Origin of the sequence: Microbacterium sp. LWH7-1.2, from assembly GCF_038397755.1 — a bacterium.
Classification (GTDB): domain Bacteria; phylum Actinomycetota; class Actinomycetes; order Actinomycetales; family Microbacteriaceae; genus Microbacterium.
Window position 1 is genome coordinate 2,282,843 of sequence record NZ_CP151637.1, and the last position, 13,903, is coordinate 2,296,745.

The window sequence follows — 13,903 nt, forward strand, 5'->3', positions numbered from 1 at the left end:
ACGTGACACCATGCCCACCACCACAGCCTCCCGCGGAGCGACCCTGAGCGCGGCGGATCTGGCCGCGCTCCGCAAGCACGTCGTCCACACCGCGGACGGCAAGCTCGCGACGACGCCGGCGGCCAAGCCCCGAACCGTCGAGGAGTTCGCGACCACCGCTGACGACGTGCGCCGGATCGTCGCGACCGACCTCGCCGCGTTCGTCGAGCAGCAGGCGAAGAAGGCGCCGAAGGGGGACGTGCCGCCACCGGTCCCTGTGCTGATCTGGGCGCACGGCGGACTCACCGACAAGGGCGCCGGGCTGCTGACGGCCCACCACCAGGTCGCGTGGTGGAAGAAGAACGGCGTGTACCCCATCCACCTGGTCTGGGAGAGCGGGCTCATGACGACGCTCGCCGACGTCATCTCGGGGAAGGCCACCGGCAAGCGGGGGTTCACCGACATCACGGATCGCGCCGTCGAAGCCGCCGCGCGTGTGCTCGGCGGGCGCAAGTTCTGGGACGACATGAAGCTGGACTCGGCGGCGGCCTGCCTCCCCGCGATGAAGGACGGGAACCGCGGCGGCGCGGACGTCCTCGCCGCCGCGCTGCGCGAGTACATGGCGGCCAATCAGGGGGCGATCGAGATCCACGTCGCCGGGCACAGCGCCGGATCGATCTACCACTCGCACTTCGTCCCCCGCCTGTTCGACGGCGCCGATGCCGTCGATCACGTCGCGAGCGTCACATTCCTCGCGCCGGCCGTGCGGCTCGACACCTTCGAGGCGACGCTGCTGCCCCTGGCCGAGAGCGGGAAGATCCACGACGTCGCGATCTTCACGATGGACGAGACCCACGAGAAGCGGGACAACACCGCCGGGGTCTACCGCAAGTCGCTGCTGTATCTGGTCTCGCGGGCGTTCGAGGCCGAGCGCGGTGCCAAGATCCTCGGCTTGGACGAGCATCTCCGCAGTGCCGGCAGGACGATGGCCTACCTCGGCGACGATCCCGGCCGCCTCGTGAAGGGGCCGATCTCGAAGGGCCGTCTCAGCAGCACGCAGGCGACCTCCCACGGCGATTTCGACAACGACGTCGAGACGATGATGAGCCTCGCGCGCCGCGTCGTCGGCGTCCCCGACAGCGACGAGCCAGACGGTGTCGCGGACTTCCCGAAGCGGGCGCGAGAGGTCGTGCTCGAAAGCGGGAGCTCGCGCACGCCCCGGCCCGAGCCGACGGGGGTGCGCGGTGCCGTGCCGCGCAAGCTCGCGCTGTGCATCGGGATCGACAAGTACCCGAAGGACCCGCTCGGCGGCTGCGTGGCCGACGCCGACGCGTGGGGCGCGGCCCTCGAGGCCGCGGAGTTCGACGTCGAGTACATCCGCGACGGCGATGCGACGCGCGACGAGATCCTGCGGGCGATGCTCGACAAGGTCTCGAGCGCGCGGGACGGGGACGTCGTCGCCATCCAGTTCGCCGGGCACGGCACGTTCGTCCCCGACCTCGACAGCGACGAGACCGACGCGTTCGGCGCGAGCGACGAAGCGCTCTGTCCCGTCGACTTCCGCTCGGGCGAGCTCATCGTCGACGACGACCTCGGCGCGATCTGGGACGCGATCCCCGACGGTGTCGCGGCGACGCTGTTCTTCGACTCGTGCCACTCGGGAACCGTCAACCGCGGCCTCACGCGCTCGGAGTTCGGCGCGATCCAGTATCCCGCCGGCACGACGCCCCGCATGACGGTGCTGGACGGCGAGGAGGAGGAGGCCTTCCGCAGCAAGCGGGCCGCCGCGCTCGGCGACGAGTTCCGCCGCGCCGCGTGGGACCGCGTCGTCGCCGTCGAGACCGACCGCGCCGCCGAAGCCCCGGCGCCCCGCGGCGACCAGCGCGAGGTGCTCGTCAGCGCGTGTCAGCCCGATCAGGTGGCGCTCGAGACGAACGGGCACGGCGTGTTCACGACCGCGGCGCTCGCCGTGCTGGCGAAGAGCCCCGGCCTCACCAACAGCGAGTTCGTCGCCGCCGTCTTCGACATCATCGACGACGACTACGAGCAGCGGCCGCTGCTCTCGGCCGCCGGCTCGCTCGGCTCTAGGGTGCTGCTGACGTCGTTGCACGACACCGTCGAGAAGCAGAAGATCACCGTCGATCCCGACGGTCAGCGTTCGCCGGCCGACGTGCGCACCGCGGCGATCGTCGCAATCCTGCGGGCCACCGCCGACCTGCTGGAGTCCGGCTCCCCGTAGTGCGTCAGCCCGCCGGCCGTGCGTGCCGGAAGCGGATGCGGGTGCCCGGGCGGGCCTGGGCGACGAGGTCGAGGCTCGCATCGGTCACGACCGCGATCACGGGGTAGCCGCCCGTCACCGGGCCGTCGGCGAGCAGGATCGTCGGCCGGCCGCTGGGCGGCACCTGCAGCGCGCCCGGCACCATGCCCTCGCTCGCCAGCTCGCCGGTGCGCACACGCGCGAGCTCCGGCCCGTCGAGGCGTGCGCCCACGCGGTCCGCGTGGTTCGAGACGGTCCACACCGTGTCGTAGAGGGTCGCGAGCGCCGCGGGGGCGAACCAGTCGGCGCGCGGACCCGGCGCGAGCTCGAGTTCGAGCTCATCGTCGTGGGGCGCTCCCCACCCGCCGGGAGGCGCGACGGGGATCGGCGCCGCCGCGTCGTCGCGCACGCCCACGACGTCGCCGGCGCGCAGTGCCGCGGGCCCGAGCCCCGCGAGCAGATCCGTCGCCCGCGAGCCGAGCGCAACCCGTGCGTCGAGTCCGCCGCGGACGGCGACATAGCCGCGCGCGCCGTGCGCGAACCAGTCGAGGTGGAGCTCGGCGCCGCCCGGCCACGCGTGGGCCTCGTACGGATCCACCTCGCGCCCGTCGATGCGCACCGTGCCCCACGCGCCCGTCACCGCGACCCAGAGGTCGGAACCCGCCGCGACGCGCAGCCCGCCCATCGTCACCTCGAGCCCGGCGGCTCCCTCGGGGTTGCCGACGAGACGGTTCGCGGTGCGCAACGCCCCGCGGTCGAGGCCCCCCGACACCGCGACGCCGACGGACGCCGCGCCTTCGCGCCCGAGATCCTGCACGGTCGTCAGGAGGCCCGGTTCGACGACACGGATGCTGCGACCCGCCGCCGCGGGCCGCCCTCCCTGTCCCGCGAGCTCAGGAGATCCGGCGAGATCAGGAGGGTCCGGCGCGTCTTGTCCTGTTCTCGCCAGATCTCCTGATTCCACCGAGGCCCGTCGGGCTCTCGGGCGGAACCGCACGCGCGCGCCCGGTTCGAGCAGCGCAGGGGACGCGGCATCCGGATCGAACAGGCGTGCCGCGGTCGTGCCGATGAGCCGCCAGCCGCCCGGGGTGTCGCGGGGGTACGCGCCGCTGAAGACGCCGGCGAGGCCGACGGAGCCGGCGGGCACGCGGGTGCGGGGCGACTCCCGTCGCGGCACATCGAACGGCCAGTCGTCGCTCACGAGGTAGCCGAAACCCGGGGCGAAACCGGTGAACGCCACCCGCCAGTCCGCCTCGGCATGGCGCCGCACGAGCTCGTCGACCTCGACGCCCAGCAGTCGTGCGGTGTCGGCCAGGTCGACGCCGTCGTACGCGATGTCGAGCTCGACGATCGGGGCCGCAGCATCCGTCTCCTGCACCGCCGTCGTGGCCGCGGCGAGCGCCCACGCGCGGGCGGTGGCCACAGGGAGCACCCGCGGATCGATCCGCACGAGCACCGTGCGCGCCGCCGGCACGAGATCAGTCACCCCCGCGGGCCGCGAGGCGGCGAGCGCGGCGTGCAGCGGCAGCACCTCGTCGAGCGCGCCGACCTCGAGGAGGAACGCGCGCTCCCCCATCGGCCGCACGCGCGGAGTCACCACGGCGCCCGCACCTCCACGCCGGCGGCGTCCAGCGCCGCGCGCACGGCGCGGGCCATGTGGACGGCCGACGGCGAGTCGCCGTGCACGCACAGGGACGCGGCATCCGCTCGCACGAGTGAGCCGTCGACCGCCTCGACCACGCCCTCGCGCGCGAGGCGCACGGCCCGCTCCGCCACCAGCCCGGGGTCGTCGAGCAGGGCACCCGGCTGCGTGCGCGGCACGAGCGAGCCGTCCGGCAGATAGCCCCGATCGAGGAACGCCTCGCGGACGAACGGCAGACCGACGGATGCTGCGGCACGCTCGATCTCGCCGGGCAGGCCCAGCACGGGCAGAGGCCGGCCGACCAGCGCCGAGCCGTCCGCGATCGCCCGGGCGACGGCTCGGGCCTGCACCCGGTCGGCGGTCACCGCGTGGTACAGCGCGCCGTGCGGCTTGACGTAGCGGAGGTCGGCACCGGCACCGGCCAGGGCGGCGAGCTGCCGTGCGACCGTGGCGGTGAGCTCGGCGGGGTCGATCACGACGGCGATGCGCCCGAAGTTCCCGGGATCGGGATAGGAGGGGTGCGCCCCGACGGCGACCCCGAACCGCTCGGCGCGCAGCACCGCCTCGCGCATCGAGGCCGCGTCGCCCGCGTGCCCGCCGCAGGCCACGTTCGCGCTCGAGATGACCGCGAACATCGCCTCGTCGTCGGCCGTGGGCAGCCCGTCGACAGTCTCGCCGAGGTCCGCGTTGAGGTCGATCGCCGCCATTCCTCAACGGTACTGCGGGGCCCCGCGGTCGGCGGTGCGGAACCGGAGGCGGCTAACGTGGAGCGCATGGCACGCGCGAGGGAAGAGGCATCCGTCCCCTCCGTCCGGCTGTCGGACGGCACCCTCGCCCGCGTCGTCCGCTCGCCGTTCGGCGGCGGGTGGGAGCTCGACGTCGACGGCACACCGCAGTCGCATGTCGATCTCGACGATCCGACGCACCTGCACTTCGAGTACGTCGCGCGCATGGGCGCCGTCATCGACCGGCTGCGGATGCCTGGGCAGCCGCTCACCGCGATCCATCTGGGCGCCGGCGCCCTGACGATCCCGCGCTACATCGAGCACACGCGGCCGGGCTCACGGCAGCAGGTCGTCGAGCTCGAGCCGGCGCTGTGGGATCTGGTGCGCGAGAACCTGCCGCTCCCGCGCGGCGCCTCGATCCGCGTGCGGATCGGCGACGCGCGCGAAACGCTCGGGCGCCTGCCCGCGGGCCTGGTGGGGGCGGCCGACCTCGTCGTCTCAGACGTCTACTCCGGCGCGCAGACGCCCGCGCACCTCACCACGGTGGAGTTCTTCACGGAGGCGACGAGATTCCTCGCGCCGGACGGCGTGCTGCTGGTCAACGTCGCCGACGGCGCCGGACTCGCGTTCGCGCGCCGCGAGGTCGCGACGGTGCAGACCGTGCTCGAGCACGTCATCGTGCTGGCGGAGGTACAGACGCTCAAGGGCCGTCGTTTCGGCAACCTCGTGATCGCTGCATCCCGAGCGCCGCTTCCGACCGAGTGGCTCCCGCGCCTCATGGCCGCCGGGCCGCACCCCGCGAAGGTCGCCGAGGGACGGGAGCTCGACGAGTTCGCGCGCGGCGCGCGGGTCGCGACCGACGCCGACGCGACGCCCTCGCCCAAGCCCTCGGCATCCGTCTTCCTGCGCTGACGGATGCCGCGACGCGGCGTGGCACGACCGCCACCGGGGAGGCGGCAAGGCAGACTGGATACGCCACCGGCGCGGCGAAGGGAGTCAGACGTGAGCTACATCAGCGGGTACGATCCCGACACTCTCCGCGAGAAGGTGAACGCGAGCCAGTGCAGGGAGCGGCTGGAGGAGATCGGCGACCAGCGGAGTCTTCCGGCGCTGCTCGAGCGGGTGTGGCTGCTCAAGGTCCTCGACCGCGCCGACGAGGCCCTCGTCATCTCGGAGCAGTCGGTGCGCGTCGCGCGCATGGCCGGCACCCGGAAGGACCTACTGCGAGCCCGCATCCTCCACGCGACCGTGCTGCAGGCGCGCGGCGCGTACGGCGCCGCCGAGCAGGAGCTCACCACGTGCGCCCAGGAGGCCGACGGGCAGGGGTGGGCCGGCATCGGCGCCTTCGCGTACCAGCACCGCGGCAAGGTCAACTACGACGCCGGCGACTTCGAGGCGGCCCGCAAGGACTTCAAGCGCGCCCTGTTCCTGCGCCAGGAGTCCGGCGCCACCGAGGACCAGCTCGAGTCGACCCTCCTCGCCATCGACGCCGCCGACCGGCGCCGGGCCGCGGCATCCGTCGCCAGCTGAGGTGGGCGCCGTCAGCCGGAGTGTCGGAGATACGTTCTAGTCTCGCGCACATGTCGGATCTGCATCGCGTGCGGCACTGGGGCGAGGCCCTCATCGCGCTCCACCTCGACGACTCGTGGAGCTTCGCGTTCGACAACGCGAAGCGCCGGGCGGGGCTGTGCGACTACACGCACAAGCGCATCAGCGTCTCGCGCTACCTCGCCGCGCGGTACGACGACGACACCAACCACCAGACGCTGCTGCACGAGGTCGCCCACGCGCTGGCCGGTCCACGTGCCGGCCATGGTGCGCGATGGAAGGCCGTCGCCCGCGACCTCGGCTACGTCGGCGGTACGACCCACAGCGGCGAGACGGCGACCGAGCTCGCCCCGTGGATCGGCGTGTGTCCCGCGGGCCATGTGGCCTACCGCCATCGCAAGGCGACCAGGCCGACGTCGTGCGCCAAGTGCGCCCCGCACTTCGACGAGCGCCACGCCTTCACCTGGACCCGCCGCGAGATCACCCGCGCGACCCGCCTGGCCGCGATGACGCCGCGCGACTGACCCGCGTCAGTACGCGACGAACGCCCCGTCGCGCAGGATCGGGACGACGGATGCTGCGTCCACCGCGGCCGCGTTCAGCACCTCGTCGCGGGCGTCGCGGGCGAGAAGCTCCTGGCCCGAGCCGGCGGCGGTGAGCAGGTGGCGTACGGCGCCGCGCAGCCCGCGGAACGCCTCGCACGCGGCCGCTGCTTCCGGTGAGGTGTGGTCGACGCCGAGGGTGCCGAGGGCGCCGACGATCGCGCCGGCGCCGAGGTGGTCCTCGACCGCGAACCGCAGCGGAGCACCGGTCGCGCTTCCGGCGAGCTCGCCCGCCGCGATCACGGCGATGCTGGTGCGTGCGGCGCGCTCGTGCTGGATGTCGAGCACCGCCCGGGCGACCGCGGCCGCGTTGCGGAGGCATCCGAGCAGCACCACGGCTCCGCTCTCTCCCGCCGCCTGAGCCACTGCCGCACCGTTGATCGACACCGCGTGCGCACTCCCGTCGAAGGCGACGCTGTCACCCCCGGTCACAGCGTCGGTGACCGCTGTCGAGAACCGCAGCACGTCGACCACCACGACGACGTCGGCGGGCGCAAGGCGCCGCAGCCCCTCGATCCCCCAGTCGTGACGGACCTGGTAGCGGCGCTGGTCGAACGGGCTCTCGGGCATCCGTCCAGCGTAGGGCGGCGGCATCCGTCCTCCCGTCGGACACCGCGGGGGTGAGAGCCGTCTGCGCTCGGCGCAACCCCGGATTCGCTGAGGGCGGCGGGTGCGACACTGGAGCGCATGCGGATCCTGCTGAAGTTCGTGATCGACTGCGATGCCGACGCCGCATGGCGCGCGGTGCACTCGCCCCGCGCGGTGGCCGAGCTCTACGGCCCGCTGATGGACCTCGCGCCGCTGGTTCCGAGCGGACTGCCGACCTCGTGGACGCCGGGCGACGACGTGCCGGTGCAGCTGTCCGCGTTCGGCGCGGTGCCGATGGGGCGGCAGCTCATCCATGTCAGCGACCGCTCGGTCGACGAACCCGACGGCCGTGTCCGGATCTTCCGCGACAGCGGCATCCCGATCACGGGTCCGCTCGCGAGCCTCGACGTGTGGGACCACCAGATGGCGGTGTCGCCGGCGCCCGGTCAGCCCGGCAAGACGCTGTGGCGCGATCGGCTGGTGATCGGCGGCCCCACCGCACCCCTCCTGTGGCCGGTGCTGTGGGGCATGTGGCAGTGGCGGGCAGCGCGCGTGCGCGCCCTCGCGCCCACGTGGGCCCACGACCCCGAAGTCAGCAGCGAAGAGTGACACGGATGCTGCGGCCGCAGCATCCGTCCGGCCTCACTCCTGCGGAATGATCGCGTTCTTGAGCGGCCCCGGGATGGATCGGTTGTACTCGGGCGTCACGAAGAGCACGGCGTCGGCCGAGCGCACGGCCTCCTTGAAGTCGCGCGCGACCTGCGGGTAATCCGCGTCGAGGTCGCAGTTGTACAGGGGAAGGTCGGCGTAGGCGATCTCGAAGAACTCCAGCTCCGCGGGCGCGAGGCGCTGAAGCGCCCCGGCGAGTCGCCGGTTGACGGACTCGCGAGAGAGGCTGCCGACGATCACGCCGACGCGGTACGGCGGTTCGTGCTCAACGATCTCGATCTTCATGGCGCCAGCCTGCACCGGCGCCCCTCGGCCCAGGCACCCCCTTGCGCTCGCGGCGTCGAGGTATCACCCCCGCGCGCCGCCCCTCTTCCAGAGCGGGGAATGTCGCTGCATTGTGGAGCCGTAGACCCTGGGGGTGTGACATGGCGGACGGTGTCGATTTCGCGGAACCGGCCGACGAACCGCGGACGCATGTGACGCTGCGGCTCATCGCGCAGGATCCGTCGGTCAGCGGGGACGACGACCGGATCCTCACCGCCACCGTGAAAGTGCCGTGGTCGCGCATGGAGGACGGGCCCCGCGGTGCACGGCTGCACGTGGTGGACTACGACACCGCGACCGGCCGGTACGTCAAGCACGAGCCGCTGGGCAAGGACGACCTGTTCGCGGAGGCCGGCGACGACGTGCTGCGCACCGACTGGGCCTTCCATGCGCAGCACGTGTACGCCACCGCGGCGCGGACGCTCGCCACGTTCGAGACGGCCCTGGGCCGGCGCCTGCCCTGGGGCTTTCGCAGCCACCAGCTGTTCCTCGTGCCGCACGCGTTCGCCGAGGCGAACGCGTACTACTCGTTCGAGGATCGCGCGCTGCTGTTCGGCTACGTGCCGCCGGCAGACCCGACCGGCGAGGCGATCTACACCTGCCTGAGCCACGACGTCGTGGTGCACGAGACGACGCACGCGGTGCTCGACGGGCTGCGCGGCCGGTTCCTCGAGCCGAGCCTGCCCGACCAGGCCGCGTTCCACGAGGGGTTCGCGGACATCGTCGCGCTGCTGTCGGTGTTCTCGATGCGCCCCGTCATCGAGCAGGCGCTCGGCAAGCCCGACAAGAGCGGACGCATCCCGCGCAGCCATGTGGAGCCCGAGGCGCTGCGCAAGAACATGCTCGCCCGTGTCGCCGAGCAGATCGGCAGCGTGCTGACGCAGGGCCGCGGCGCGCTGCGGGAGTCGGCGCTGAACCCGCCTCCCGCCGACTGGGCGAAGCGGACCGACTTCCTCGAGCCGCACCGGCGCGGCGAGGTGCTCGTGGCGGTCGCGTTCGATCTGCTCATCGAGATCTGGGACAAGCGGCTGCAGGCGCTGTTCTCGCGGCGGAACGGGGAGGCTGTGACGGGCAAGGGCGTCACGGTCGACCGCGCGCGCGCCGCCGAGGAGGGCGCGAAGGCGGCGTCGCAGCTGCTCACGATGCTGATCCGCGGCCTCGACTACCTGCCGCCCGTCGAGTTCGACTTCGGCGACCTGCTCAACGCGGTGCTGCTGGCCGACCACGAGGTCGTGCCCGACGACGACCTCGGCTACCGGAAGCTCCTCGTCGACGGGTTCGCCAAGGCCGGAATCAAGCTCCCGTCCGGTCGCGTGACCGATGTGCTCGAGTCGGAGCTGCCGCCGCGCTACCTCGGTATCAACTTCGCAGGGCTCCGCAGCGACCGCGACGAGGTGTCGCGGTTCCTCTGGCAGAACGCCCGCCGCCTCGACGTGTCGACGGACTACTACACCGTGATCGAGTCGGTGCTGCCGACGCAGCGGATCGGTCCCGACGGGCTGATCGTGCCGGAGTCGGTGGCCACGTACGTGCAGATGGCCGACATGACGGCCCGCGAGTTCACCGACGAGTCGGGGCTCGAGCTCTCCCCCGCGATCGATCCGCACACGCCCGTTCAGCTGTTCGGCGGCGGAACGCTGATCTTCGACCAGTTCGGCCGGCTCAAGCTGCACATCCACAAGCGCCTCGACGACTGGCGCCGTCAGCAGCTGCGGCTCGACCACCTCGCCCGCACCGGCCGCATCGACGCGAAGCGACGTCTCGGCTTCTCGGACGGCGCCGCCCGCGGACAGACGTTCGCCGAGCTGCATCGCACCGAGCAGAGCTCCGGGGAGACATGGTGAGCACTCCGACACGCGTTCGCGTCCGCATGTACCAGGTCGGCTTCGGCGACTGCTTCCTGGTGTCGGTCGAGTACGACGCGCCCCTGGCCGACGGCCGCGCCGAGCGGCACATCCTCATCGACTACGGCACCAGCCGTTCGCCCCGCGAGGGCATGGCCCGCGGCCGCATGGGCGACGTCGCCGCCCTCATCGAGAAGCACACCGGGGGCGAGCTCGACGTGCTCGTGGTGACCCACCGGCACCGCGATCATCTGCGCGGGTTCGAGGTCGACGCCGGCGCGGCGATCATGAAGAAGCTCGCTCCGAAGCTCGTGCTGCGATCGTGGACCGAGGATCCCCGGCTGTCGGCGACCGCGAACGGCCCGGACGGGGCGGGGCTGGATGCCGCCGAGCCGCCCAACGGCCTCAGCAGAGCCTCTGTGCGGTACGCCGCGCTGCTCGCGCAGGCCCAGGAGCACGTGGCGAAGCTGACGCAGCTCGTCGGCCTCGACGACGACGTCAAGGCCGCCGCCGAGGACCAGCTCAAGAACGCCGAGGCGGTGGCGCTCCTGGACGAGCTCTCCGCGGGTGAGCGGGGCCGCTATCTGCACGCCGGGATGGAGTCGGGCATCGACGACGTGGTCCCGGGGATGCGGGCGACCGTGCTCGGCCCGCCCACGGTCGACCAGGATCCGCGCGTCGCCAAGCAGCGCGAGGACGACCCGGAGTACTGGCTCGCCGCCCTCGGCGCCTCGCTGCGCGTGGTCGGCGCGGCCGCCGACGCCGGCGCCGACGCCCCCGCGCCCATCTCGCACGGCCCGGGGCCGGTGCGCTGGCTCATCGACCGCCTCGCGAACCAGCGGTCGCACTCGGCCGCCCGCCTGGTGCGGGACCTCGACGACGCCCTCAACAACACGAGCATCATCCTGCTGCTCGAGGTCGACGGCCTGTCGATGCTGTTCCCGGGCGACGCGCAGATCGAGAACTGGCGGCTGACGCTGGAGCGGCTGAAGGATGAGCCGCAGCTGCGCGAGCGGCTCTCCCGCATCGACCTGTACAAGGTCGGTCATCACGGCAGCCGCAACGCCACGCCCCGCTCTCTGCACGCGCTGTGGAAGGCCCGTGAGGCGAACCGTCCCCGGCTCGCGGCGGTCATGTCGACCCGCCAGGACGTCCACGGCAAGGGCGACGGCGCGGTGCCGCAGGAGCAGCTCCTCACCGCTCTCCGCGAGGTCGCCGACCTCTACTCGACCGACGACCTCACGGCCGGCGAGGAGTGGATCGAGCTCGTGGCCGACGCCGCGCGTGGCCCCTTCCGTCAGGTGCCGTTCGTTCCCCCCGCTCGGTGAGCGAGCTCGCGAGTCGATACGCCCCGGACCATCGCGAATACACGAGGTGCTTCGACTTCGGGCGCTGGAGCGCCCTTCGCTCAGCGAACGAGGGGAACCGCCGGTCTCAGTCCGCGAGCGCCTCGACCGGCGCGACCCGGGTCGCGAGCCGCGTCGGCACCACCGCGGCGACGAGGGTGAGCACCGCCGTCGCGACCACGATGATCGCCACCGGGAGCCATGGCACGGCGGGGGCGACGAGCGTCGGCGCCGAGAACGACGGCGGCATCGGCACGGCGCCCAGGAGCGACTGCGCGCCCGCCCAGCCGTAGGCGATGCCGAGCACGAGCCCCGTGACCGTCGCCGTGATCGTGATGTGCGCGGCCTCGAGCAGCACCATGCGGCGCACCTGCCCGGTCGAGACGCCGAGCGCCCGCAGCAGCCCCAGCTCGCGTCGGCGCTGCACCACGCCGATCGTGAGGAGGTTCACGAGCCCGACCGCGGCGATCACCGCCGACACCGCGACGAGGCCCATCATGATCCCGGCGAACGTGTCGAGAAGCGTGGTCATCTCCTGCGGAGCCTCGCCGCCCGCCGACGTCGTCAGCACGGCCTTCACGGTCTCGAGGGCGACCGCGAACATCGTCACGAGCGTCACTCCCATCACGACGCCGATCGCCATGCGGCTCGAGCGCTCGGGGTATCGGAGGGCGTTCTCTGACGCGAGGCGCGCCGTCGCCGACGACCCGAAGACTCTGCCGAGCAGCCGCAGCACCGGCGGCATCACGAGGGTCGCGCCGAGCGCGAGGCCGGTGAACGAGAAGATCCCGCCGAAGAACGCCACGATGACCCCGAGCGGCGACACGAGGCCGATCGCGATGCCGCCCGCGAGCAGCGCCCCGCCGATCGCGAACAGCGTGATCGCGGCGCCGTTGCGCGCTCCCCTGCGGGCGAACGCGTCGTGGGACGCCTCGACGGACCCGCCCAGCGCCTGCAGCGGCGTCACCGTCAGCACGCGCCGGGAGCCCGCCCACGCCGCGGCCCACGTCGTGAGCGCGACCACGACGGCCGGGATCACGAGCACCGGCTGCACGACGGCGTACGCCACGTCCTCGATGCCGAACGCAACCCCCGCCAACGCGACTCCCGCCCACGACACGAGAGTGCCGCCGACGAGCCCGAGCACGGCGCCGAGGACGCCGACGACGAGCCCCTGGCGGGCGACCTCGGTGCGCTGCGAGCGCGCCGAGGCGCCGATCAGGCGCAGCAGCGCGATGCGCCGCGTCCGGCCGGCGATGACCGTCGCGAACGTGTTGGCGGTGACGATCGCGGCGACGTACACCGCGACGCCGATCAGGAGGAAGCTCATGATCGCGAGCACTGCGGCCAGCATGCCGCTCTCGCCGATGAACGGGTCGGCGCGGAGCACCGCGGCGATGAACCCGGTGGCGCTCAGCAGGATCGCGCCGAACGCGCTCGAGATGGCGGCGACCAGGATGCTCGCCCCCATGCCGCGCTCGCGAAGCCACGCCAGGGGCGCCGCGGCGCTTCGCGGGACGGATGCTGCGGGCCGAGGCATCCGCCTTCCCGTCTCGGCGATCGCGGTCATGACGTCACCGCCACGGCGCCGAGCTCGGAGGCGAGCATGTAGGCCGAGATCTCCTCGGCGCTCTGGCGGGGCTTGTCGGCAACGATCCGTCCATCGCCGAGGAACAGCACGCGGTCGGCGTGCGAAGCCGCGACCGGGTCGTGCGTCACCATCGCGATCGACTGCCGGTGCTCGCGGGTGGCCGCGGCCAGGAGCGCGAGCACCTCGCGCCCCGAGCGCGAGTCGAGGTTGCCGGTGGGCTCGTCGGCGAACACGAGGTCGGGCGAGGTGGCGAGCGCGCGGGCGATCGCGACGCGCTGCTGCTGGCCGCCGGACAGCTGGTGCGGCCGGTGGTTCAGGCGCGAGGCCAGGCCGAGACGCTCGACGAGGCCGTCGATGCGGGCCCGCTCGAGCGTCGTGGGCCGGCGGCCGTCGAGGTCGAACGGCAGCAGGATGTTGCCCAGCGCGTCGAGCGTCGGCACCAGGTTGAACGCCTGGAACACGAACCCGACGCGCCGGCGACGCAGGATCGTGAGTTCGAGGTCCGAGAGGCCCGTGATATCGGTGTCGCCGATCCACGCGCGCCCCGACGACGGCGCGTCGAGCCCCGCCATGATGTGCATGAGCGTCGACTTGCCCGAGCCCGACGGGCCCATGATCGCGGTGAACTCGCCGCGGCGGATGCCGACGCTCACGCCCTCGAGGGCGTGCACCGCGCTCTCGCCGGTTCCGTAGGTCTTGGTGAGCTGCTGCACCCGGGCGGCCAGGCCCAGGTCGGTCGATGAGAGTTCCATGTCCACGACGCTATGGACGACCCCGTGTCGCCCGCG

12 protein-coding genes and 1 pseudogene are annotated in these 13,903 nt (G+C 72.8%); 7 read left to right on the forward strand and 6 right to left on the reverse strand.

The window, feature by feature from the left end:
- Positions 1 to 10 precede the first annotated feature (10 nt).
- Positions 11 to 2,218, forward strand: coding sequence for a caspase family protein (locus MRBLWH7_RS10670; RefSeq protein WP_341994258.1), 2,208 nt, complete (start codon positions 11 to 13; stop codon positions 2,216 to 2,218).
- 4 nt (positions 2,219 to 2,222) lie between these two features.
- Here the strand turns inward: MRBLWH7_RS10670 and MRBLWH7_RS10675 are convergent, their stop codons facing one another.
- Both MRBLWH7_RS10675 and MRBLWH7_RS10680 read right to left on the reverse strand, forming a co-directional pair.
- Positions 2,223 to 3,836, reverse strand: coding sequence for an urea amidolyase family protein (locus tag MRBLWH7_RS10675; protein ID WP_341994260.1), 1,614 nt, complete (start codon positions 3,834 to 3,836; stop codon positions 2,223 to 2,225).
- Positions 3,830 to 4,585 (reverse strand): 5-oxoprolinase subunit PxpA, encoded by a 756-nt coding sequence (locus tag MRBLWH7_RS10680; RefSeq protein WP_341994262.1) that lies wholly within the window; start codon positions 4,583 to 4,585, stop codon positions 3,830 to 3,832. Before MRBLWH7_RS10680 ends, MRBLWH7_RS10675 begins: the two co-directional genes overlap by 7 nt.
- 66 nt (positions 4,586 to 4,651) lie before the next feature.
- Here MRBLWH7_RS10680 and MRBLWH7_RS10685 point away from each other — a divergent pair, with 66 nt between their 5' ends.
- From MRBLWH7_RS10685 to MRBLWH7_RS10695, 3 genes are all read left to right on the forward strand, one after another.
- Complete coding sequence (locus tag MRBLWH7_RS10685) at positions 4,652 to 5,515, forward strand: fused MFS/spermidine synthase (RefSeq protein ID WP_341994264.1); 864 nt, start codon at positions 4,652 to 4,654, stop codon at positions 5,513 to 5,515.
- 90 nt (positions 5,516 to 5,605) lie between these two features.
- Positions 5,606 to 6,133: a hypothetical protein gene (locus tag MRBLWH7_RS10690; protein ID WP_341994266.1), complete on the forward strand. Its 528-nt coding sequence runs from the start codon at positions 5,606 to 5,608 to the stop codon at positions 6,131 to 6,133.
- A 50-nt stretch (positions 6,134 to 6,183) separates the two neighbouring features.
- Positions 6,184 to 6,675, forward strand: a complete 492-nt coding sequence (locus MRBLWH7_RS10695; protein ID WP_341994267.1) for a SprT-like domain-containing protein — start codon at positions 6,184 to 6,186, stop codon at positions 6,673 to 6,675.
- A gap of 6 nt (positions 6,676 to 6,681) precedes the next feature.
- Here MRBLWH7_RS10695 and MRBLWH7_RS10700 read toward each other — a convergent pair whose 3' ends face one another.
- Positions 6,682 to 7,323, reverse strand: a complete 642-nt coding sequence (locus tag MRBLWH7_RS10700) for a 2-phosphosulfolactate phosphatase (protein ID WP_341994269.1) — start codon at positions 7,321 to 7,323, stop codon at positions 6,682 to 6,684.
- 117 nt (positions 7,324 to 7,440) lie between these two features.
- Here MRBLWH7_RS10700 and MRBLWH7_RS10705 point away from each other — a divergent pair, with 117 nt between their 5' ends.
- Positions 7,441 to 7,950: a hypothetical protein gene (locus MRBLWH7_RS10705; protein WP_341994271.1), complete on the forward strand. Its 510-nt coding sequence runs from the start codon at positions 7,441 to 7,443 to the stop codon at positions 7,948 to 7,950.
- Between the two features lie 48 nt (positions 7,951 to 7,998).
- On the opposite strand, the pseudogene MRBLWH7_RS10710 reads toward MRBLWH7_RS10705, so the two are convergent.
- Positions 7,999 to 8,295, reverse strand: a pseudogene (locus MRBLWH7_RS10710) (NADPH-dependent FMN reductase); the annotation flags it as partial.
- A gap of 140 nt (positions 8,296 to 8,435) precedes the next feature.
- Between MRBLWH7_RS10710 and MRBLWH7_RS10715 the strand changes: the two are divergent.
- Complete coding sequence (locus MRBLWH7_RS10715; protein WP_341994273.1) at positions 8,436 to 10,178, forward strand: hypothetical protein; 1,743 nt, start codon at positions 8,436 to 8,438, stop codon at positions 10,176 to 10,178.
- Positions 10,175 to 11,506 carry a hypothetical protein gene (locus MRBLWH7_RS10720; protein ID WP_341994275.1) on the forward strand — a complete coding sequence of 444 codons (1,332 nt, stop codon included), beginning with the start codon at positions 10,175 to 10,177 and terminating at the stop codon, positions 11,504 to 11,506. The genes MRBLWH7_RS10715 and MRBLWH7_RS10720 overlap by 4 nt, the downstream gene beginning before the upstream one ends.
- Positions 11,507 to 11,612: 106 nt before the next feature.
- Here MRBLWH7_RS10720 and MRBLWH7_RS10725 read toward each other — a convergent pair whose 3' ends face one another.
- Together MRBLWH7_RS10725 and MRBLWH7_RS10730 are read right to left on the reverse strand one after the other, a co-directional pair.
- Complete coding sequence (locus MRBLWH7_RS10725) at positions 11,613 to 13,094, reverse strand: ABC transporter permease (RefSeq protein ID WP_341994277.1); 1,482 nt, start codon at positions 13,092 to 13,094, stop codon at positions 11,613 to 11,615.
- Positions 13,091 to 13,867 carry an ABC transporter ATP-binding protein gene (locus MRBLWH7_RS10730; protein WP_341994279.1) on the reverse strand — a complete coding sequence of 259 codons (777 nt, stop codon included), beginning with the start codon at positions 13,865 to 13,867 and terminating at the stop codon, positions 13,091 to 13,093. The genes MRBLWH7_RS10725 and MRBLWH7_RS10730 overlap by 4 nt, the downstream gene beginning before the upstream one ends.
- Between the last annotated feature and the right edge of the window lie 36 nt (positions 13,868 to 13,903).